Raw genomic sequence first — 19,611 nt, forward strand, 5'->3', positions numbered from 1 at the left:
TCGAGTACAACGCCCGGATCCCCGATTCGGGCGCCGATTACCCACCCGGACGGACGAGTGGGGTCACCCGGTCCACGAGCGGGAGACGACCCCCTGTCCGGAACCCACGGACGGCGCCGACCGCAACAACGCCGTGACCTCGGCCCGCCCACCGGTAGCGCGGATGGGCCGGGCGGTCGAACGGCGCAGGCCCGCCGCCGGGCGGGGCACCGCCGGTGAGCGGCCGCCCCGGACGGTCGAACCCGGACGCCCGACGCGGCCGGAGCGGTCGACTCCGCCGGCCGGGGCCGCCGACACGGGAGACCGGCCGCCGATCGGGTCGGCCGGTGCGGCCGATCGGGGCGGTCGGCGCAGCCGGTCGACCGGACCGTCAGGCCGGGTGGTCCAGCCGGATCGCGAGCAGGGCGATGTCGTCGTCGAGCCGGTCCGGCAGACACACCTCGAGCACCCGCTCCACCACCCGCTCCGGGTCGGCGTCGGACGGCAGCTCCTCCAGCGTGCGCTCGATGAGCTCGGTGCGGGCGTCGGCGTCCTCACCGACGATGTCGGTCAGCCCGTCGGTGTAGAACACGAGCAGCGACCCGGCGGCACACGGGACCGTGGCGCCACCGCGGTGCGCCCCGGCGGCCCGCCCGAACTCCGGGACCGCGCCGAGCATCGGCGAGTGGTGCGCGTCGAGTCGGTGCAGCCGGCCCTGCGGGTCGCGCAGCAACGGCGGCGGGTGCCCGGCGTTGGCGTAGGTCAGCTCGCGTCCGCCGTCGGGGCCCGCCGGCCCGAACCGGGCGTAGACCGCGGTCGCCATCGCGGCGATGTCCAGGCCCTGCACCAGCTGGTCGCAGCGGTCGAGCACCGGACCGGGCGCGTCCCCGCCCCAGGCGTAGGAGCGCAGCACACCGCGCAGCTGCCCCATCGCGGCCGCCGCCGACAGGTCGTGCCCCACGACGTCGCCCACCGCGGCGCCGACCGAGCCGTCCGGCATCGGCAGCACGTCGTACCAGTCCCCGCCCACCTGGTTGCCGTCCGCGCCGACCAGGTAGCGGGCCGCGACCCGCATCCCCGGGACCTGCGGCAGCGCCGGGAGCAGGCTGTGCTGCAGGGTCGCCGCCGCGGCCCGCTCCACCTCGTAGAGCCGGGCGTTGTCGACGGCCAGCCCGGCGCGGCCCGCCAGGTCCGAGGCCAGGTGCACGTCGCGCTGGGTCCAGCGACGGCCGTAGGGGAACTGGGTGGACAGCGTCACCAGGCCGAGCACCCGGCCGCGGCCGAGCAGCGGGACGACCATCGCCGAGCGGATCCGCAGCCGCTCGTAGGCCTCGGCCGCCTCCGGGTCGTCGGGGTAGACCTCGCGGCCGTCGTCGGGCAGCTCCTGCACCAGGTACGGCTTGCCGGTCCGCACCGCGGTCTCGGCCTGCTGCTCGATCCGCACGGCCCCCAGTGGACCGGACCGCGACAGCAGCGCCTCGTCGTCGGCGTCGCGGGCGGCGACGGCCATCCGTTCGCGGGTCGCCCCGTCGGGGGTGTCGAGCAGGTCCACCGTGCACAGGTCGGCCAGCTCCGGCACCACGATCCGGGAGAAGCGGCGGCAGGCGTCGGCCACGTCGAGCGCCGTCGTCATCTGGGTGGTCGCCTCGGCCAGCAGCCGCAGCTGGGCCCGCGCCGCCTCGGCGTCGGCGAGCGCCGCCCGCCGCTCCTGCTCGACGACGACCCGCTCGGTGACGTCGCTCTGCACGCCGACGAAGTTGACCAGCTCGCCGTCGCCGTCGTGCACCGGCGAGATGGACACCTGGTTCCAGAACGCGGTGCCGTCGCGCCGGTAGTTGAGCAGCACCTCGGTGATCGCCCGCCGTTCCCGCAGCGCCTCGCGCACCCGGCGGACCGCGGACCGGTCGGTGTTGGGGCCCTGCAGGAACCGGCAGTTGCGCCCGACGACCTCGTCGAGGGGGTATCCGGTCAGCCGTTCGAACGACGGGTTCACCCAGGCCAGCGGGTCGTCCTCACGCTGCGGGTCGGAGATGGTGAACGACATCTCGGTGGCGAGCACCGCACGGTCGCGCAGGAACCCCATCCGGTCGCGGTCCTCGCCCTGGCCGACCTCGGAGTCCGACAGCGGCAGCAGCACGGCCAGCGCCCGGCCGGGCCCGGTGGCCGAGGCCTGCGCGAACGTGCCCTGGCCCTGGGCACCCGGGTCCGCCAGCGCGAACCCGGTCACCCAGACCAGGGTGCTGGACGCCGTGGCCCCCTCCCCCGGGACCGGGACGCCGTCGCGGTCGGGCATCAGCCCCGGCCCGTGCAGCGCGACCGGCTCGCCGGACACCGCCTCGCCGGAGGCGATCCGGGCCAGCGGGGACCCCTCGCCGGTGTACGGACGGCCGTCCAGGTCGGTCAGCCGCGCGGCCTCGCTCCACTCGCGGACCCCGATGGGCAGCCGCACCGGGCGGTCACCGGCCAGCTCCAGCGCGGTGGTGTTGGCGTAGACGATCCGCCGCTCGGAGATGTCGATCATCAGGACGGCCACCTGTGCCCCGCCGCGCACGTGCGGCATGGCCGGGGTGCTCGGCTGCTCCCCGAAGGACTCCACCGAGGTCGCGACCGCCTGGTCGACGGCCCGGTCCACCGCGTCGCCGGGGGGACCGGCCGGGGCGTCGGGGCCGAGATCGGAGTACCGCGTCACCCGGGCGAGCCTAAGGGCAGGCGCCGTGCCGGGCCCGCCGAGCCCGGCCGGTATCGTCGGGCCCGGTCTCCTGTCGTGGGTGGACCGGACCCGGCGCGGGCCAGGACGGCCCCGCCGCGACCCCGGTGCGTCGTGCGGCGCGAGAAGACACCTGCCCGTCGAGAGCACGGCGGCGCTCCGCAACGCTTCCGCGCCGCCCGGCGCCCGACACGGAGGTGATCACCCTGCCCGGATCCGCGCCGGCGCAACCGTCCCGGGGGGACGGGGACGCCGAGCTGGACGGCACCGACTCCGCCCACCTCGGCGTCGGCTTCTCCTCACCGCGCAGCGGCCTGACCGTGCTCACCGTGCGCGGCGAGGTCGACACCCTGACCGCACCGCGTCTCGAGACCGCCCTCGACGAGCTGCTGGACCTCGCCCCCGACGGCGACGGCCGCGACCTCGCCGTGGACCTGGAGGGCGTCACGTTCCTCGCCTCCAGCGGCCTCGGCGTGCTCATCCACACCGCCCGGCGGGCCGCCCGGGACGGACGGCGGCTGTTCGTCGTCGCCACCAACCGGGCCGTGCTCCGGCCGCTCGAGGTCACCGGCTCCGCCCAGCTGTTCACCGTCCTGCCCGACCAGGAGGGCATTCCCGGCGCCTGAGCGGGCACCCGGTCCTGCACACCCCCGCCGGAGGCGACATGATCCGGCCCGACACCCCCGTCGCACGAAAGGACTCGTCAGCGTGGCCCAGGAGGACGTGGCAGGCACGGCGCACGGCGCCGGCACCGACAACACCGTCGAGATCAGGGTCGCGGCGCGGCCCGCGCTGATCCCCACGGTCCGTGCGGTGGCCTCCGACCTCGCCGCACGCGCGGACTTCGACCTGGACGCGGTCTCCGATCTGCGGATGGCCGTCGACGAGGCGTGCGCGACGCTGGTCGCGATGGCCGCCCCCGGCTCGCCGCTGCGGTGCACCTTCGCCGTCTCCGACGAGCGGATCGAGGTCGCCGCCCGGGTCGAGACCGGCACCGGTGCGCAGCTGCCCACCGACTCCTTCGGCTGGCGGGTCCTGCAGACCCTGGCCGACCACGTCGCCGTCGAGTCCGGTGAGGAGGACGGCGGGCGCCCGGCCCTCACCATCCGCCTGCACAAGCTCGCGGGTCACGGGCTGTGACGTGACGTCGGACCCTCAGTACGCCCACCTCACCCCGCTGCTCGAGCAGTACGCGGGTCTCGACGACGGCGACCCCCGCCGGGACCGGCTGCGCGAGCAGCTCGTCACCGGCTACCTGCCCGTCGCCCAGCACATCGCCCGCCGGTTCAACCACCGCGGCGAGCCCCTCGACGACCTCGTGCAGGTCGCGACGGTCGGGCTGATCAACGCCATCGACCGGTTCGACCCGGAGAAGGGCGGCGAGTTCTTCTCCTTCGCCGTGCCCACGATCTCCGGTGAGGTGCGCCGGCACTTCCGGGACCAGAGCTGGTCGATGCGGGTGCCGCGACGGCTCAAGGACATGCACGTGTCGATCAACGGCGCGGTGTCCGAGCTGTCCCAGACCCTCGGCCGCGCGCCCCGCCCCTCGGAGCTCGCCGAGTACCTCGACCTGCCCGTCGGCGAGGTCCTGGAGGGACTGGAGGCCGCCGAGGCCTACCGCAGCTCCTCGCTCGACGAGATGCTGTCGTCGGAGGACGGCAGCGCCACCGTCGGCGAGCTGGTCGGTGACGCCGACGCCGAGCTCGACCGGGTCGACTACCGCGAGTCGCTGCGCCCGCTGCTCGCCGAGCTGGCGCCCCGCGAGCGGACCATCGTGATGCTGCGGTTCTTCGGCAACCGCACCCAGACCCAGATCGCCCAGGAGGTCGGCATCTCCCAGATGCACGTCTCCCGGCTGCTCGCGCAGACCCTGTCGCGGCTGCGCAACCGGCTCGACCCGGAGGACCGCACCTTCTGACGCCCGGGCCGCGCGGCGGCGCCGTGCCCCGTCCGCGAGGATCGGGGCGGGACCGGCGCACCGACCGGGCCCGGAGCGGGGAGGTAGGAGATGAGCGTGCCGGAACACGTGCTGGTGGTCGGCGCAGGACTGGCCGGGCTGCGCACGGTGGAGAACCTGCGCCGGGACGGTTACGAGGGCCGGATCAGCCTGGTGGGCGCGGAGGAGCACCTCCCCTACGACCGCCCGCCGCTGTCCAAGCAGTTCCTGGCCGGTGAGTGGGAGCGCAACAAGGTCGACCTGTGCACCGCCGAGGACCTCGACGAGCTCGGCGTGCGCACCCACCTCGGCCGCTCCGCGGTCGCCCTGCGGCCCGCCGGGGACCCGGCCGACGGCTCCGAGGTCGAGCTCGACGACGGCACCGTGCTGCACGCCGACGCCGTCGTCCTCGCCGTGGGGGTCACCTCCCGGGTGCTCGACGACCAGCCCGACTCCGCGCACCTGCTGCGCGCCGTCGACGAGTCCGAGCAGCTGCGCGACGCGCTGGCCTCGGCGTCGTCGCTGCTCGTGGTGGGTGCCGGGTTCATCGGGGCCGAGGTCGCGAGCACCGCGCGGGACCGGGGTGTCACGGTCACCGTGGTCGAGACCGGCACCGTGCCGATGGCGCGGCTGCTGGGCGAGCAGGCCGGCGCGGTGGTGGCCCGGCTGATGAGCGACGCCGGGGTCGACCTGCGCACCGGGGTGTCGGTGGCGGAGCTGACGGACGCGGGCGCCACGCTCTCCGACGGGTCGACGGTGACGGCCGACGAGATCGTCGTCGGCGTCGGCGGGATGCTCAACCTGGGCTGGCTGGAGGCCACCGGCGTCGACGTCGCCGACGGCATCCCCTGCGACCACCGTGGCCGGGTCGACGGGCTGCCCGGGGTGTGGGCGGCGGGCGACGCCGCCGCCTGGACCGACCCGGACACCGGCGAGCGCACCCGGCTGGAGCACTGGACCTCGGCGAGCGATCAGGCCGCCGCGGTCGCCGCGGACATCACCGGCACGACCCCGCCGCCCGCCGCGGTGCCGTTCTTCTGGTCCGACCAGTTCGGCATGAAGATCCAGCTCGTCGGGCGGCCGGACCGCGCGGACTCGCTGCTGCCGCTGCACGGCGAGGGTCTCGACGACGGCCCGGTGAAGGGCACGGTGCTCGGCTACCTGCGCGGCGACGACCTCGTCGCCGTCGCCGGGTTCGGCGCGGCCCGGCTCGTCGCCCGCTACCGCCGCCCGCTGGCCGAGGGCGCCGACCGCGCCGCGACGCTGGAGCTGCGCGACTCGCTGTCCTGACACACGAACGCCCGGCCGGTGCGCACACCGGCCGGGCGTGACGTGCAGGCGGTCTAGCGGAAGATCGAGCGGACGATCGCCAGCCCGACCAGCGCGCCGACCGCGATCAGCGAGTACTTGACCTTCGGGTCGGCGAGCCGCTCCGCGAGCTGCTCCTTGCCGCCCTCGATGAGGTTCTTCGGGTTCGCCCGGTCCGCCAGGGCGTCCAGACTCTCGGCCAGCGCGTCCCGGGTCTTCTCGATCTCGCGCTGGATGTTCTCGGGGTCGCGGGCCACCACGTCCACCTCCGGTTCGGCCGGTACGCGTCCGCGCCCGGGACTCCTGCTGCTCGCGCCCGACGCTGCCCCGACACCGACGTCCGGGCACCGCGAGCGGCGTGGCACACACCGTAGCCACCGCACGGCCCGGTCCGCGCGCCCGGCCACCGGCGCGCCGCCGATCGGGTCGGCCCGGCGGTCGTCCGCGCCGCATCCGTCCACAACCGGCCGGTACGTCCACAGGCACCGCACTCGGGTCCGCGGCCCGCCCGGCGGGTGGCACGCTGATCGTCATGAGCACACGGCTGCAGGCGGGCGACACCGCCCCCGACTTCACCCTCGACGACGCCGACGGCACGGCCGTCTCCCTGGCGGACTACCGCGGCCGCAAGGTCGTCGTCTACTTCTACCCGGCGGCGAGCACCCCGGGCTGCACGAAGGAGGCCTGCGACTTCCGCGACAACCTCGCCGAGCTGAACGGTGCGGGCATCGACGTGCTGGGCATCTCCCCCGACAAGCCCGCCAAGCTCGCGACCTTCCGCGACAACGAGAAGCTGACCTTTCCGCTGCTGTCCGACCCGGACCGCGGGGTCCTCACCGCCTGGGGTGCCTTCGGCGAGAAGAAGCTCTACGGCAAGACGGTCACCGGGGTCATCCGGTCCACCTTCCTGGTCGGCGAGGACGGCACGATCGTCGACGCGCAGTACAACGTGAAGGCGACCGGGCACGTGGCGAAGCTGCGCCGGGACTGGAAGGTCTGATGCCCGTCCGGCCGGCGGGCGCGGGGTGAGCGGACGTGCCCCGCGCCCGCCGGTGGACCGACGAGGAGCTGGTCGCGGCGGTGGCGGCGGCGCGGACCCTGGCCGAGGTGTGCCGAGCCCTCGGGCTGCGCCCGGGTCGCTACGACTGGCTGCGCGCCCACATCGCACGGGTGGGCGCCGACGCGAGCCACCTGCCGGGCCCGGTGGAGGGCCGCCGACGCCACCACTGGACCGACGACGACCTGGCCGCGGCCGTACGCGATGCGGAGACGGTGTCGGCCGTCCTGCGCCGTCTCGGCTACGCCCCCAGCGGCGGGATGCACCGGCTGGTCGTCGGGCACATCCGGCGTCTGGGACTCGACACCACCCACTTCCGCGGCCAGGCGTGGTCACGCGGACGATCGACGGCGACCCGGGCCCCACGCCCGTTGTCCGAGGTGCTCGTCCGGAACTCGCCGATGCGCAACACCGGTCACCTGCGCAAGCGCCTCGTCGCCGCCGGGCTGAAGGAGGCCCGGTGCGAGCTGTGCGGGCTGGACCGGTGGCGGGACCATCCGTTGCCGCTGCAGCTGGACCACGTCAACGGTGACCACACCGACAACCGGCTGGAGAACCTCCGTATCCTGTGCCCGAACTGCCACGCCCAAACGACGACGTGGTGTGTCCGCAAGAGCCGGCCGGCGTAGCCCAACGGCAGAGGCACGGTCTTTAGGTGGCCGCGAGTGCGGGTTCGAATCCCGCCGCCGGCACGCGTCGCGTCGCCCGCCTCACCCGGCGGGCGGCGCGGTCCCGGCCGGCTCCGCGCCCCCGGGCGCGACGCCGTCGGCCTCGTCCGGCAGCGGCCGCCGGGCGGCGAGCAGCACCCCACCGAGCCCGAGCACCGCGCAGATCCCGGAGACCAGCAGCAGGGCCGGCGGTACGTGCCCGGTCACGGCGTCGCCGAGCGCGACGACGGCGATGGTGCTCGGCGCCGACCCGATCACGGTGCCGACCAGGTAGGGCCAGAACCGCACCTGGGACAGCCCGGACAGGTAGTTGAGCACCGCGAACGGCACCATCGGGATCAGCCGCAGCGACGTCACCGCCAGCACGCCGTGGTGGTCGAGCCTGCGGCGCACCCACACCGCACGCGGGTGGCCGGCGTAGCGGGCGACGAGCCGCCCGCCGGTGGCCCGGACGAGCGCGAACGCCACCACCGCGGACAGCGCGGTCGCGAACAGGGTCAGCGCCGCACCGCCGACGGCGCCGAACAGCACCCCGGCGGACACGGTGAACACCGTCCGGGGGAAGGGCGGGACGTTCAGCGCGACCTGGAGCAGCACGAACACGACCGGGCCCCAGATCCCGGCGGCCTCCACGGCCCGGCGCAGCTCACCGAACCGGGGGACGGCGGACAGCCCCAGGGACCGGGCCACGAGTACGACGAGTGCGGCCGCGAGCACCAGCCCGAGGCAGCCCAGCAGAAACCGCCACCACCGCACGGAGATCACGGTACCGAGACCCGCACCGGTGCCGTCGGCCGCGGTCGTCGCACGTGACCGGGCTCCCCCGTGTGCGCCGCCGGCCGCGGCCGACCGCGTGGCCGGGCACCTCCGGGCGCGCCGCCGGGCGCGGCCGGCGCAGGTGCCGCCGGGGCCGGCCGTGAGAGGCTGCCGACCATGAGCGACTCGGGTATCGACCCCGCCGAACTGGACGCCGACGGGCTGGCCGTGCGCCGCGAGGTCCTCGGCTCGGACTACGTCGACGCGGCGCTGGGCCGCGTCGACGACACGACCGCGGACTTCCAGAAGCTGATCACCCGCTACGCCTGGAACGAGATCTGGACCCGCCCCGGGCTGGAGCGCCGGATGCGCTCGGCGGTGACGCTGACCGCGCTCGTCGCGCACGGGCACTGGGAGGAGTTCGAGCTGCACGTGCGGGCGGCCCGGCGCAACGGCCTGACCCGCGACGAGATCGTCGAGATCATCCTGCAGACCGCGATCTACTGCGGGGTCCCGGCGGCGAACTCGGCGTTCCGCATCGCGCAGCGCGTCCTGGCCGAGCCCGCCCCCGAGTAGTCCTCAGCCGTCGGCGAGCAGCGCCTGCAGGTGCGGGACGAGCGCGCGCAGCGCGGTCCCCCGGTGCGAGGCGGCGTCCTTCTCCTCGGCGCTGAGCTCGGCCGAGGAGCGGCCGTCGCCCTCCGGGGCGAAGATCGGGTCGTAGCCGAAGCCGTTCTCCCCCCGCGGGGCGCGCAGCAGGGTGCCGCGCCACGTCCCGTGCACCACGGTGCGCCCGGGCACGGAGGCCTCCGCGTCGGGGCCGCCGGTGCCGTCGGTGCCGCCGGAGGCGGGGTCGGAGTCGAGGCCGGCGGCGGCCGCGTCGGGCGTCACGAGCGCGGCGGCGCACACGAACGCGGCGCCGCGGCGCTCGTCGGGGACGTCGGCGGTCTGCCCGAGCAGCAGCTGCAGGTTGGCCTCGTCGTCGCCGTGCCGGCCGGACCAGCGGGCGGAGAAGATGCCCGGCATGCCGTTCAGGGCGTCGACGGTGATGCCGGAGTCGTCGGCGATCGCGGGCAGCCCGGTCGCGGCGGCGGCGTCGCGGGCCTTGGCGAGCGCGTTCGCGGCGAAGGTCGCTCCGGTCTCGGGGGCCTCCGGGAACTCGGGGACGTCGGCGAGCCCGACGATCTCCACCCCGGAGAGCCCGGCGGCCTCGGTGATCCGGCGCAGCTCGACGAGCTTCTTGGCGTTGCGGGTGGCGAGCAGGATCTTCACGCCTCGCCCTCCCCCGCGGTGTCCGGGGCGTCGGCGGCGGCCTGCGCGGCGATCTTCGGGTGCGGTGCGGCGAGCACCTCGACCTGCAGGCGGGCCAGCTCGGCGATCCCGGCGAGCGCGGAGTCGAGCATGGCGTCGAGGGTCGAGCGGGAGAACGTGGCGCCCTCGCCGGTGCCCTGGACCTCGATGAGGGTGCCGGTCTCGGTGGCGACGACGTTCGTGTCGACCTCGGCCCGCGAGTCCTCCTCGTAGGGAAGGTCGAGCCGGACGCGGCCGTCGACGACGCCGACCGACACCGCGGCGACCTGGCAGGAGATCGGCTTGGGGTCGGACAGCTTGCCCTGCTCGCCGAGCCAGGTGACGGCGTCGCACAGGGCGACGTAGGCGCCGGTGATGGCCGCGGTGCGGGTGCCGCCGTCGGCCTGCAGGACGTCGCAGTCGATCGCGATCGTGTTCTCGCCGAGCGCGCGCAGGTCGATGCAGGCGCGCAGGGACCGGCCGATCAGCCGGGAGATCTCGTGGGTGCGGCCGCCGATCCTCCCCTTCACCGACTCCCGCGACGAGCGGGTGTCGGTGGCCGAGGGCAGCATCGCGTACTCGGCGGTGACCCAGCCGAGGCCGGATCCCTTCCGCCAGCGCGGTACCCCGTCGGTGACGCTGGCGGCGCACAGCACCTTCGTGTCACCGAACTCCACCAGCACCGATCCCGCGGGGTGCTTCTGGAAGCCCCGGGTGATGGTCACCGGCCGCATCTCGTCGTCGGTCCGGCCGTCGGCCCTGCCCTCTGTTCGTGTCACCCGGCCATCGTAGGAAGCCGGTTCAGACCTCGAACACCGCGTCGGGCCGGGCGAGCTCGACGGTCCCGCCGAAGGCCGCCTTGGCCTCGGCGCCGAGGGACTCGCGGTCGAACCAGGCCGGGACGTGGGTGACGACCAGGCGCCGGGCCCCGGCGGCCGCGGCGTGCTCGCCCGCCTCCCGTCCGGACAGGTGCACCCCGGGCGGTCCGGCCTCGGCGTGCGGCCAGCTGGCCTCGCAGAGCAGCAGGTCGGCGTCGCGGGCGGCCTCGACGAGCCCGGGGCAGGCGGCGGTGTCCCCGGAGTAGGTCAGGACCCGGCCGCGGTGCTCGAGCCGCAGCGCGTAGGCGGGGCAGACGTGCACAACCTCGTACGCGGTGACGGTGACGGCGTCCTCGCCGGTGCCGACGGTGAACGGCTCCCCCACCACGAGGTCGTGGAAGGAGAAGACGTCGGTGAGGTCGGTGCGGGCGTAGTCCTCCTCGGTGACGGCGTCGGCGCGGGCGAAGCGGGTGTGCGCACCGGCCGGGGCGTGCACGGCCAGCTTGCGCGCGGTCGCGTCGAACGGGGGCCGGGGGTGGTAGCGACGGTGCACCACCAGCGACGGGAAGTCCGAGCAGTGGTCGGGGTGCAGGTGGCTGAACACCGCGGCGTCGAGGGAGAACGGGTCGGCGTGCCGTTGCAGGGCGCCGAGGGTGCCGTTGCCGAGGTCGAGCGTGAGGCGGGTCGCCCCGGCCTCGACGAGGTAGCCCGATGCCGGGGACTCGGGTCCGGGGCCGCTGCCTGAGCACCCGAGAACGATCAGCCGCATGCGCGACCCTAACCCGTTCGTGAGGTACGCCGCAGCCACCAGAGCCCGATGAACGGCAGCACCAGCGGGACGAAGCCGTAGCCCGCGCCGAAGTGCGACCAGACCGTCTCGCGGGGGAAGTCGGCGGGGACGAACGTGGTGAACGCGCCGACCGCGAGCACGCCGACGAGCTCGAAGACCACGGCGGACCAGGCGAGGCGGCGGAAGCCGGGGCCGGTGCCCGCCAGACCGACGGTGGCCAGGATGTAGACGAAGCCGGCGAGCGCGGACAGCGAGTACGCGAGCGGCGCCTCGCCGAAGCGTTCGGCGATCTGCACGCCGGCCCGCGCCGAGGCCGAGAGCGCGAAGATGCCGTAGACGGCGATGAGGATGCGGCCGGGGCCGGTGGCGGTGGCGCGGGGCTCAGGCACCGGGCACCCCCGGGATCCACAGGCCCTGCAGGCGCAGCACGGCGACGAGCGTCCCGATCACGCCGACGGCGATCACGGCGCCGCCCCAGCGGCTCGGCTCGGCGGTGGCGAACTGCAGCGCGATCACCGGGACGCAGACCGCGACGGCCAGGTAGATGAGGAAGGTCGACTGCTCGGGCAGGGTGACCCCGCCGAGCAGGACCCGGTACGCCGCGATCGCCGCCTGCACGACGATGAGCGCCACACAGATCCCGACGGCGACGGTGTGCACCCGGCTCGGGGGCCGGTTCAGCGCCGTCGTGACCAGACCGAACAGCGCGGTGGCCGAGAGCGCCACGGTGATCACCAGGACGAGCGTTCCGATCACGGCGGGAACGCTACCCCCCGCTCCCGGTACGGCGCGGAGGACCCGCCCGTCGCGGCCGGTGGTCAGGCGGACGGGAGCGCGGCGCCCGCGCGGCCCACGACCGAGCCGATCTCGGGGCCCAGGAAGCGGCGGCCGAGCCGGGCGAAGGGTTCCGGGTCGCCGGTGGCGAGGAAGCGGTGCGGCGCGGGCGGGGTCGTGTCGTCGCGCAGCAGGTCGTGCGCGTGCAGGGTCCGGACCAGGGTGCGGGCGGTCTCGTCGGCCGAGGACACCAGCGTCACGTCCGGGCCGAGGACGATCTCCAGCACCCCGGACAGCAGCGGGTAGTGGGTGCAGCCGAGGACGACGGTGTCGACGCCGGCGCGCTGCAGCGGCTCCAGGTACCCCTGGGCGACGCCGAGGACCTGGCGTCCGCTGGTGGTGCCGCGCTCGACGAAGTCGACGAACCGGGGGCAGGCCACCGAGGTGATCTCGGTGTCGCGGGCGGCGTCGAAGGCGTCGGCGTAGGCGCCCGAGGCGATGGTCGCGGCGGTGCCGATGACCCCGATCCGGCCGTTGCGGGTGGTGGCGACGGCGCGGCGCACGGCCGGGCGGACGACCTCGACCACCGGCACCGGGTAGCGCTCGCGGAAGTCGGCGAGACAGGCCGCCGAGGCGGAGTTACAGGCGATGACCAGGGCCTTGACCCCGGAGTCGACGAGCTCGTCGCCGATCGCGAGCGCGAGGCGCCGGATGTCGGCGAGCGGGCGCGGCCCGTAGGGGCTGTGCGCGGTGTCGCCGACGTAGACGATCTGTTCGGCGGGCAGCAGGTCGATGACCGAGCGGGCGACGGTGAGCCCGCCGACGCCCGAGTCGAAGATCCCGATCGGTGCGTCGATACCGGGTGCGTCGCTCACACCCGCGAGGGTAGGCGGTCCGCCTTGGCGACCCAGTAGGCGGCGACGACTCCGCCGATCGCGCCGAACAGGTGGCCCTGCCAGGAGACCATCGGGTCCGAGGGCAGGACGCCCCAGAGGATCGACCCGTAGATCAGGAACAGCACGATCGCGAGCAGGATCTGTCTGCCGTTGCGGGCGTAGAAGCCGCGGGTGAGCAGGAACAGGAACCAGCCGAACACGATGCCGGACGCGCCGAGGACCGGGGCGGGCGAGGTCAGCCAGACGCCGAGCCCGCTGACCAGCCAGATCGTGGCGGTGACGGCGACCCACTGGACGGGGCCGCCGGACATCGCGAGGAACCCGAAGATCAGGAACGGGAGGCTGTTCGCGGCGAGGTGGGCGTAGTCGGCGTGCAGCAGCGGCGCGGTGAGGATCCCGGACAGCCCGTCGACGTCGCGGGGGTAGATCGCCGCGGCGGAGTCGACCATGCCGCCGGAGGCCTGGTCGACCGCCTCGAGCACGTAGAGCGCGGCGGTGAACGCCAGCATGATCACCGCGGCGCGCACCGGCGCGGGCGGCAGCACACGGGCGGGGCGGCCGTCCGGGAGTGCGGTCATGTCACCCACGGTACCGGCACGGCCGCCCGTTATGCCTGTTGTGCCCGGTTCAGGCCCAGAGGTGGCCGTCGATGCCCTGCGCTGCGGTCCCCAGGTCACCGGAGTAGGCACCGGTGGACAGGTACTTCCAGCCGCCGTCGCAGACGATCATGACGACGTCGGCGCGCTGCCCGGCGTCGAGCGCCTTGTTCGCGACGCCGAGTGCGGCGTGCAGGATCGCGCCGGAGGAGATCCCGGCGAAGATGCCCTCCTGCTCGACGAGCTGGCGGGTGCGGCGCAGCGCGTCGTAGGAGCCGACCGAGAACCGGCCGGTCAGCACGGTCTCGTCGTAGAGCTCCGGGACGAAGCCCTCCGACAGGTTCCGCAGGCCGTAGACGAGCTCGCCGTAGCGGGGCTCGGCCGCGACGACCTGCACGTCGGGCTTGTGCTCGCGCAGGTAGCGCCCGGCGCCGACGAGGGTGCCGGTGGTGCCGAGCCCGGCGACGAAGTGGGTGATCGACGGCAGGTCCCGCAGGATCTCCGGGCCGGTGCCGCGGTAGTGCGCGTCGGTGTTGGCCGGGTTGCCGTACTGGTAGAGCATCACCCAGTCCGGGTGCTCGGTGGCGAGCTGCTTGGCGACGGCGACGGCCTGGTTCGACCCGCCCGCCGCCGGCGAGGAGATGATCTGCGCGCCGTACATGGCGAGCAGCTGCCTGCGCTCCTCGGAGGTGTTCTCCGGCATCACGCAGATGATCTCGTAGCCCTTGAGCTTCGCGGCCATCGCGAGCGAGATCCCGGTGTTGCCCGAGGTGGGCTCCAGGATCGTGCAGCCGGGTGTGAGCAGCCCCTGCTTCTCGGCGTCCTCGATCATCGCCAGCGCGGGCCGGTCCTTGATCGAGCCGGTGGGGTTGCGGTCCTCCAGCTTCGCCCACAGTCGCACGTCCTCCGACGGCGACAGGGACGGCAGCCCGACCAGCGGGGTGTCGCCGACGGCGTGCAGCAACGAGTCATAACGCACGGGTTCTCCTCACACGACGGCACCGGGCGGGGACGCCGCCCGGTGCCGGGGTCCGGTGGGGCTCAGCGACCGCCGGCCACGGCCGGGAGGATCGTGAACGTGGAGGACTCCTTGACCGGGGCCTCCAGGCCGCCGGCGAAACGGATGTCCTCGTCGTCGACGTAGATGTTGACGAAGCGGTGCAGCTTGCCGTCGGTGATCAGACGGTCCTTGATGCCGCTGTGCCGCGACTCCAGGTCGTCGATGACCGCCGAGACGGTGTCGCCCTTCGCCTCGACGGTCTTCTCACCGTCGGTGTGCGTGCGAAGGATGGTGGGGATGGAGACGGAGACGGCCATCTCGGTGATCACTCCTGGTGGGTCGCTCTGGCGTGGATTTCTCACGCGCGACAACGCGGCCGGAGTACGGCGACATTCCCGCGCGACCTCCGGCGCGGGTGCGCGAGAGGGTCGATCAGGCCCGGTCGGGCACGTCGTCGGAGCCGGTGTGGGAGAACATGCAGGACTCCACGACCGCCAGCTCGTCCTCCACGACCTCGCCGTCGGCGAGGTGGTAGGAGCGCACCTCGGGCTCGGCGTCGGCGGTGGCGAGGCCCACGATCAGCCAGTGCTGGTCGGGGGTCCACTCCATCTGGGCGACGTCCTTGGGCGACGGGTAGGCCTCGGGCAGGCCGGTGTGCGCCACCGGCCGCCGCGGCAGCCGCGTGTGGGAGTGGACGACGAGCATGCGGCGCTCACCGGCCGCGTCCAGCTCGCGCTCCAGGCGGATGTCCTCGGCCGGGGAGAAGGCGAAGTCGCTCGCCACCTCGTCGGCGTTGGTCATCGGCACGTAGCGCTCGGGGTGCTCGCCGGTCTCGGGACCGACGAGCTGCCCGCACGACTCGACCGGGAAGTCCCGGCGGGCGTGCGCGACGAGCGCATCGACGAGGTCGGACCGGAGGACGAGCACGACCCGAGGATACGCGGCCCCGGCCGCGGGACCGAACACCCGCCGGGCGGGAACCGGCCGTTCACGCACTCGACACCACGGTCTGTGATCCCGGCCACGGCCTCCCGCTCGGGGGTACGTCCATACTGCCCTGCGTGCCCTCCTCCGGTCGCCGTGTCGGATTCGTCCTCGCCGCCGTGCTCGTCGTCGTCCTCGCGGTGGGGGTCACCGTCGAGGCGGTGACGCTCTCGGGCCGCCCCGCCGCGGGCGCGCCCGGCTCCGGCACGGTGCGGCTCATCGCGCTCAACGACCTGCACGGCAACCTGGAGCCGCCGTCGGGGTCCTCGGGCCGGGTGACCGACGACGCCGGCGCGCAGGTCGAGGCCGGTGGCGCCGCGTTCCTGGCCGCGCACGTCGCGGCGCTGCGGGCGCAGGCCCCGGCGAGCGTGGTGCTGTCCACCGGCGACAACGTCGGCGCGTCCCCGCTGGCGTCGCCGCTGTTCCGCGACGAGCCGACCGTCGAGGTGCTGGGGCGGGTCGGCGTCGCCGCGTCCGCCGCAGGCAACCACGAGTTCGACGAGGGCATCACCGAGCTGCGCCGGCTGCAGCGCGGCGGCTGCCACCCGGCCGACGGCTGCCGCTTCACCCCGTCCTACGACGGCGCGTCGTTCCCGATCCTGTCGGCGAACGTGACCCAGGGCGGGATGCCGGCGCTGGCAGCGTCGACGGTGGTGGAGGCGGGCGGCGCCCGGATCGGCGTCATCGGCGCCACCCTGTCCGAGCTGCCCGACCTGGTCTCCCCCGACGGCATCCGCGGCCTGGAGGTCGGCGACGAGGTCGCCGCGGTCGACGCGGCGTCGCGCGAGCTGACCGCGCAGGGGGTGCGGGCACAGGTGCTGCTGCTGCACCAGGGCGACGAGGCGACCGGCGACGGCGGCCCGGACGCCTGTGCGATCGAGCCCGGCGGGCCGGGGTCGCGGATCGCGGCCGCGGTGTCCGCCGACGTCGACGCGGTGTTCTCCGCGCACACCCACCAGCAGTACGCGTGCTCGGCGACCGACCCGGCCGGGAACCCGCGACCGTTCGTGCAGGGCCTGTCGTTCGGCAGGCTGCTGTCGGTGGTCGACCTCGCCCTGACCGGCGACGGCGACGTGGACCGCGGCGCGACGACCGCCCGCAACGAGGTCGTCACCCGCGACGTCGCGCCCGACCCGGCCGTCGCCGACGTCGTCGACCGTGCGGTCGCGCAGTCGCGACCGCTGGCCGAGCGGCCGGTCGGGACGGTGGCCGGGCCGCTGCTGCGCGCGGCCGCGCCGACCGGGCTGTCCCCGCTCGGCACGGTCATCGCCGACGCCCAGCTCGCCGCCTCCCGCGGCGACGGCGCCCAGCTCGCCCTCACCAACCCCGGCGGGGTCCGCGCGGACCTGGTGCCCGGCGCGGGCGGGCGGGTCACCTACGGGCAGGCCTACACCGTGCAGCCGTTCGGCAACATCCTGCAGACCATGACGCTCACCGGCGCCCAGCTGCGCGCGGTGCTCGACCAGCAGTTCACCGTCGACGACGGCCCGACGGTCCTGCAGAGCTCGTCGAACCTGCGCTACACGGTGGTGGCCGGGAACCGGGTCGGTGACATCTCGATCGGCGGCGTCCCCGTCACCGACGACGGCCGCTACCGGGTCGCGACGAACAACTTCCTGTCCGCGGGCGGCGACGGCTTCGACACCGTCACCGCCGGGACCGAGCTGGTCGGCGGCCCGGTGGACCTCGACGCGTTCGTCGCCTACCTGGGCGCGAACCCGGGCCTGGCCGCGCCGTCGACCGACCGGATCGTGCGCCGCTGAGGGTGGGCCCGGCGGTCAGAGCCCGCGGACGCGGACCCGGACCAGGGAGTCCTGCACGTAGGTCAGCCAGTGGTAGACGCCGAGGTGCTGGGCCCGCGGGTCGTCGTCGGGCAGCTGCTCGGGCATGTCCTCGTTCACGTCGAGGGCGGTGCCGAGCGCGAGCCGTACGTCGTTGAGGGCGGCCAGCCAGGCGTCGACCTGGGCCTCGGTGAGCTCGAGCCGTCCGCCCGCCTCGGGCAGGGTGTCCAGCACGGTCGCCGCGGCGGTGTCCTTGGCCTCGATCAGCGACGGCTCGTGCAGCGAGCGCATCCCGCCGGCGAGGTCGGAGTCCTCGGTGGTGAAGTCCGGGAGCAGCCGGGCCAGCACCCGGTCGGTCGGCCGCGACGTCGGGCCGGTGCGGATGCCGGTGAGCTCGGCGAGCTCGTCGGTGGGCGCGAGCTCGGCACGACCGGCGAACATCTGGCGGATCTCGACGAACAGCCCCCGCAGGACGACGGCCTCCTCGCCGGAGAACCCGGACGTGTAGCGGACGCGGTCGCCCCGGCCGCTGCGCTTCCAGCCGTTCACGCTCAGGCCCGCTGCATGGTGGCCCACAGGCCGGCCGCGTGGAGCTGGGCGACGTGTCCCTCCACGGTGTCCTTGTCCCCCGCCGACACCGCGGCGCGTCCCTTGTGGTGCACGTCGAGCATCAACGCGGTGGCCTTCGGCTCGGGGTAGTGGAACACCTTCTGCAGCACGTAGGTCACGTACGACATGAGGTTGACCGGGTCGTTCCAGACGATGGCCTGCCACGGCGTGTCGGGGCCGGCGGACTCGTCCAGGTCGGGCGCGACCTGCTCGGTGGGCGCCGGGGACGGCGCTGGGGACGGCGCGGACATGCGCCCCATGGTGGCACAGCCGGGACAGCGGTCACGGCCCGACCGCACGGCCGCGCGGCCCGCGGACGGCACCGGCCACAGCGGCACCGACCACGACGGCGCGGGCGGCCGTAGGCTCCCGGCCATGACCGGCACGGCCCTGCTGACCGACCGCTACGAGCTGACGATGGTGGCGGCGGCCCTCGCCGACGGCACCGCGGAACGCCACTGCGTCTTCGAGCTGTTCGCGCGCCGCCTGCCCGACGGGCGGCGCTACGGCGTCGTCGCCGGGACGGGGCGGCTGCTGGAGGCGATCGAGCGCTTCCGCTTCTCCGACGCCGACCTGGAGTTCCTCGCCCCGGTCGTCGACGCGGCGACCCTGGAGCGTCTGCGCGACTACCGCTTCTCCGGCGACGTCGACGGCTACCCGGAGGGCGAGCTGTACTTCCCCGGCTCCCCCGTCCTCACCGTGACCGGCACCTTCGCCGACGCGGTGATCCTGGAGACCGTCGCCCTGTCGATCTTCAACCACGACAGCGCGATCGCCTCGGCGGCGGCCCGGATGGTGACGGCGGCGGCCGGCAGGCCGCTGATCGAGATGGGCTCGCGCCGGACCCACGAGGAGGCCGCGGTGGCCTCCGCCCGGGCGGCGTACCTGGCGGGCTTCGCGACGACGTCGAACCTCGCCGCGGGCGCCCGGCACGGCATCCCGACCGCGGGCACCGCCGCGCACGCCTGGGTCCTGCTGCACGACGACGAGCCGGCCGCCTTCGCCAGCCAGGTCGCCGCGCTGGGCACCGGCACCACGCTGCTCGTCGACACCTACGACATCCGCCGCGGCATCGAGCACGCCGTCGCGGCCGCCGGTCCCGGGCTGGGTGCGGTCCGCATCGACTCCGGGGACCTCGGCGAGCTGGCCCGCCAGGCCCGCGAGCAGCTCGACGCGCTCGGTGCCACCGGGACCCGGATCGTGCTGTCCGGCGACCTCGACGAGTACGCGATCGCCTCGCTGCGCGCCGAGCCGGTCGACTCCTACGGCGTGGGGACCTCGGTGGTCACCGGGTCGGGCTCGCCGACGGCCGGGATGGTCTACAAGCTCGTCGAGGTCGACGGGCGCCCGGTGGCCAAGCGGTCGAGCGCCAAGGAGTCCCGCGGCGGGCGCAAGGCGGCGCTGCGCCGGTTCAAGCCGACCGGGACCGCGGTCGAGGAGGTCGTGTACCCCTACGGCACCGACCCGGTCCTCGGCCCGCACGACCGGGCGCTGCCGGTGCCGCTGGTGCGGGACGGGAAGGTCGTCGCCGACGACGTCGTCACCGGGCTGGAGGCCGCCCGGGAGCGGCTGCGGACGGCGCTGGTCGCCGTACCGTGGGAGGGGCTGAAGCTGTCCCGCGGCGAGCCTGCGATCCCGACCACCTTCCTCACCGGGAGCTGAGCC

Annotated in this window: 24 protein-coding genes and 1 tRNA gene; 10 read left to right on the forward strand and 15 right to left on the reverse strand. The window is 74.7% G+C overall.

The annotated features are described in order from the left end of the window. Positions 1-370: 370 nt before the first annotated feature. Complete coding sequence (locus KPL60_RS20385) at positions 371-2,668, reverse strand: SpoIIE family protein phosphatase (RefSeq protein WP_226355519.1); 2,298 nt, start codon at positions 2,666-2,668, stop codon at positions 371-373. A gap of 215 nt (positions 2,669-2,883) precedes the next feature. Here KPL60_RS20385 and KPL60_RS20390 point away from each other — a divergent pair, with 215 nt between their 5' ends. The 4 genes from KPL60_RS20390 (at position 2,884) to KPL60_RS20405 (ending at position 5,912) form a co-directional block, all read left to right on the forward strand. Next, positions 2,884-3,312 (forward strand): STAS domain-containing protein, encoded by a 429-nt coding sequence (locus KPL60_RS20390; RefSeq protein WP_226355518.1) that lies wholly within the window; start codon positions 2,884-2,886, stop codon positions 3,310-3,312. Positions 3,313-3,394: 82 nt separating this feature from the next. Next, the gene (locus KPL60_RS20395) at positions 3,395-3,826 is read left to right on the forward strand and encodes an ATP-binding protein (RefSeq protein ID WP_226366845.1); all 432 of its coding nucleotides are present in this window, start codon (positions 3,395-3,397) and stop codon (positions 3,824-3,826) included. Position 3,827: 1 nt separating this feature from the next. Next, complete coding sequence (locus KPL60_RS20400) at positions 3,828-4,604, forward strand: SigB/SigF/SigG family RNA polymerase sigma factor (protein ID WP_226355516.1); 777 nt, start codon at positions 3,828-3,830, stop codon at positions 4,602-4,604. Between the two features lie 90 nt (positions 4,605-4,694). Continuing rightward, positions 4,695-5,912: an NAD(P)/FAD-dependent oxidoreductase gene (locus KPL60_RS20405; RefSeq protein WP_226366846.1), complete on the forward strand. Its 1,218-nt coding sequence runs from the start codon at positions 4,695-4,697 to the stop codon at positions 5,910-5,912. A gap of 53 nt (positions 5,913-5,965) precedes the next feature. Here KPL60_RS20405 and KPL60_RS20410 read toward each other — a convergent pair whose 3' ends face one another. Further along, positions 5,966-6,187, reverse strand: coding sequence for a DUF3618 domain-containing protein (locus tag KPL60_RS20410; RefSeq protein WP_062404273.1), 222 nt, complete (start codon positions 6,185-6,187; stop codon positions 5,966-5,968). A 275-nt stretch (positions 6,188-6,462) separates the two neighbouring features. On the opposite strand from KPL60_RS20410, the gene bcp reads away from it, so the two are divergent. The 3 genes from bcp (at position 6,463) to KPL60_RS20425 (ending at position 7,679) form a co-directional block, all read left to right on the forward strand. Next, positions 6,463-6,930: a thioredoxin-dependent thiol peroxidase gene (gene bcp, locus KPL60_RS20415; protein ID WP_305080701.1), complete on the forward strand. Its 468-nt coding sequence runs from the start codon at positions 6,463-6,465 to the stop codon at positions 6,928-6,930. 35 nt (positions 6,931-6,965) lie between these two features. Beyond that, positions 6,966-7,616 carry an HNH endonuclease signature motif containing protein gene (locus KPL60_RS20420; protein ID WP_226366847.1) on the forward strand — a complete coding sequence of 217 codons (651 nt, stop codon included), beginning with the start codon at positions 6,966-6,968 and terminating at the stop codon, positions 7,614-7,616. Beyond that, positions 7,607-7,679: transfer RNA gene (locus tag KPL60_RS20425), tRNA-Leu, on the forward strand. The genes KPL60_RS20420 and KPL60_RS20425 overlap by 10 nt, the downstream gene beginning before the upstream one ends. Before the next feature lie 18 nt (positions 7,680-7,697). Here the strand turns inward: KPL60_RS20425 and KPL60_RS20430 are convergent. After that, positions 7,698-8,411, reverse strand: coding sequence for a TVP38/TMEM64 family protein (locus KPL60_RS20430; protein WP_226355513.1), 714 nt, complete (start codon positions 8,409-8,411; stop codon positions 7,698-7,700). A gap of 177 nt (positions 8,412-8,588) precedes the next feature. Here KPL60_RS20430 and KPL60_RS20435 point away from each other — a divergent pair, with 177 nt between their 5' ends. After that, entirely contained in the window at positions 8,589-8,987 is a 399-nt protein-coding gene (locus KPL60_RS20435) for a carboxymuconolactone decarboxylase family protein (protein ID WP_062404267.1), read from the forward strand. Positions 8,988-8,990: 3 nt separating this feature from the next. Here the strand turns inward: KPL60_RS20435 and KPL60_RS20440 are convergent, their stop codons facing one another. The 10 genes from KPL60_RS20440 to KPL60_RS20485 all read right to left on the reverse strand — a co-directional run bounded on the left by KPL60_RS20440 (position 8,991) and on the right by KPL60_RS20485 (position 15,499). Further along, positions 8,991-9,680 (reverse strand): non-canonical purine NTP pyrophosphatase, encoded by a 690-nt coding sequence (locus KPL60_RS20440; protein ID WP_226366848.1) that lies wholly within the window; start codon positions 9,678-9,680, stop codon positions 8,991-8,993. Beyond that, on the reverse strand, positions 9,677-10,477 hold the full coding sequence (gene rph, locus KPL60_RS20445; protein ID WP_226355511.1) for a ribonuclease PH: 801 nt from the start codon (positions 10,475-10,477) through the stop codon (positions 9,677-9,679). The genes KPL60_RS20440 and rph overlap by 4 nt, the downstream gene beginning before the upstream one ends. Positions 10,478-10,499: 22 nt before the next feature. Continuing rightward, positions 10,500-11,285 (reverse strand): MBL fold metallo-hydrolase, encoded by a 786-nt coding sequence (locus tag KPL60_RS20450; protein ID WP_226355510.1) that lies wholly within the window; start codon positions 11,283-11,285, stop codon positions 10,500-10,502. Positions 11,286-11,293: 8 nt separating this feature from the next. Then, on the reverse strand, positions 11,294-11,695 hold the full coding sequence (locus KPL60_RS20455; protein ID WP_226366849.1) for a hypothetical protein: 402 nt from the start codon (positions 11,693-11,695) through the stop codon (positions 11,294-11,296). Beyond that, entirely contained in the window at positions 11,688-12,062 is a 375-nt protein-coding gene (locus tag KPL60_RS20460; protein ID WP_226366850.1) for a hypothetical protein, read from the reverse strand. Before KPL60_RS20460 ends, KPL60_RS20455 begins: the two co-directional genes overlap by 8 nt. Positions 12,063-12,124: 62 nt before the next feature. Then, a complete protein-coding gene (gene murI, locus KPL60_RS20465; RefSeq protein ID WP_062400757.1) occupies positions 12,125-12,955 on the reverse strand; it encodes a glutamate racemase in 831 nt (276 codons plus the stop codon). Continuing rightward, positions 12,952-13,554, reverse strand: a complete 603-nt coding sequence (locus tag KPL60_RS20470; RefSeq protein WP_226366851.1) for a rhomboid family intramembrane serine protease — start codon at positions 13,552-13,554, stop codon at positions 12,952-12,954. The genes murI and KPL60_RS20470 overlap by 4 nt, the downstream gene beginning before the upstream one ends. Positions 13,555-13,603: 49 nt before the next feature. Beyond that, positions 13,604-14,551 carry a PLP-dependent cysteine synthase family protein gene (locus tag KPL60_RS20475; protein WP_226355508.1) on the reverse strand — a complete coding sequence of 316 codons (948 nt, stop codon included), beginning with the start codon at positions 14,549-14,551 and terminating at the stop codon, positions 13,604-13,606. A gap of 62 nt (positions 14,552-14,613) precedes the next feature. Then, the gene (locus KPL60_RS20480; RefSeq protein ID WP_226356660.1) at positions 14,614-14,889 is read right to left on the reverse strand and encodes a MoaD/ThiS family protein; all 276 of its coding nucleotides are present in this window, start codon (positions 14,887-14,889) and stop codon (positions 14,614-14,616) included. Between the two features lie 115 nt (positions 14,890-15,004). Then, complete coding sequence (locus KPL60_RS20485; RefSeq protein ID WP_226366852.1) at positions 15,005-15,499, reverse strand: Mov34/MPN/PAD-1 family protein; 495 nt, start codon at positions 15,497-15,499, stop codon at positions 15,005-15,007. 134 nt (positions 15,500-15,633) lie between these two features. On the opposite strand from KPL60_RS20485, the gene KPL60_RS20490 reads away from it, so the two are divergent. Next, on the forward strand, positions 15,634-17,319 hold the full coding sequence (locus KPL60_RS20490; protein ID WP_226366853.1) for a bifunctional UDP-sugar hydrolase/5'-nucleotidase: 1,686 nt from the start codon (positions 15,634-15,636) through the stop codon (positions 17,317-17,319). A 15-nt stretch (positions 17,320-17,334) separates the two neighbouring features. Here the strand turns inward: KPL60_RS20490 and KPL60_RS20495 are convergent, their stop codons facing one another. Both KPL60_RS20495 and clpS read right to left on the reverse strand, forming a co-directional pair. Then, positions 17,335-17,886, reverse strand: a complete 552-nt coding sequence (locus KPL60_RS20495; protein ID WP_226366854.1) for a DUF2017 domain-containing protein — start codon at positions 17,884-17,886, stop codon at positions 17,335-17,337. A gap of 2 nt (positions 17,887-17,888) precedes the next feature. Next, the gene (gene clpS, locus KPL60_RS20500; protein ID WP_226355505.1) at positions 17,889-18,197 is read right to left on the reverse strand and encodes an ATP-dependent Clp protease adapter ClpS; all 309 of its coding nucleotides are present in this window, start codon (positions 18,195-18,197) and stop codon (positions 17,889-17,891) included. Between the two features lie 124 nt (positions 18,198-18,321). Here clpS and KPL60_RS20505 point away from each other — a divergent pair, with 124 nt between their 5' ends. Further along, positions 18,322-19,608 carry a nicotinate phosphoribosyltransferase gene (locus KPL60_RS20505; RefSeq protein WP_226355504.1) on the forward strand — a complete coding sequence of 429 codons (1,287 nt, stop codon included), beginning with the start codon at positions 18,322-18,324 and terminating at the stop codon, positions 19,606-19,608. Positions 19,609-19,611: the final 3 nt, after the last annotated feature.

The sequence above is a fragment of the Pseudonocardia sp. ICBG162 genome, from assembly GCF_020496225.1.
In the GTDB taxonomy this organism is placed as follows: Bacteria; Actinomycetota; Actinomycetes; order Mycobacteriales; family Pseudonocardiaceae; genus Pseudonocardia; species Pseudonocardia alni.

Coding starts and splice junctions, on each gene's coding strand:
- KPL60_RS20435 (WP_062404267.1), top strand. CDS start 8,589: ATGAGCGACTCGGGTATCGACCCCGCCGAACTGGACGCCGACGGGCTG.
- KPL60_RS20450 (WP_226355510.1), bottom strand. CDS start 11,285: ATGCGGCTGATCGTTCTCGGGTGCTCAGGCAGCGGCCCCGGACCCGAG.
- bcp (WP_305080701.1), top strand. CDS start 6,463: ATGAGCACACGGCTGCAGGCGGGCGACACCGCCCCCGACTTCACCCTC.
- KPL60_RS20480 (WP_226356660.1), bottom strand. CDS start 14,889: ATGGCCGTCTCCGTCTCCATCCCCACCATCCTTCGCACGCACACCGAC.
- clpS (WP_226355505.1), bottom strand. CDS start 18,197: ATGTCCGCGCCGTCCCCAGCGCCGTCCCCGGCGCCCACCGAGCAGGTC.
- KPL60_RS20505 (WP_226355504.1), top strand. CDS start 18,322: ATGACCGGCACGGCCCTGCTGACCGACCGCTACGAGCTGACGATGGTG.
- KPL60_RS20470 (WP_226366851.1), bottom strand. CDS start 13,554: ATGACCGCACTCCCGGACGGCCGCCCCGCCCGTGTGCTGCCGCCCGCG.
- KPL60_RS20405 (WP_226366846.1), top strand. CDS start 4,695: ATGAGCGTGCCGGAACACGTGCTGGTGGTCGGCGCAGGACTGGCCGGG.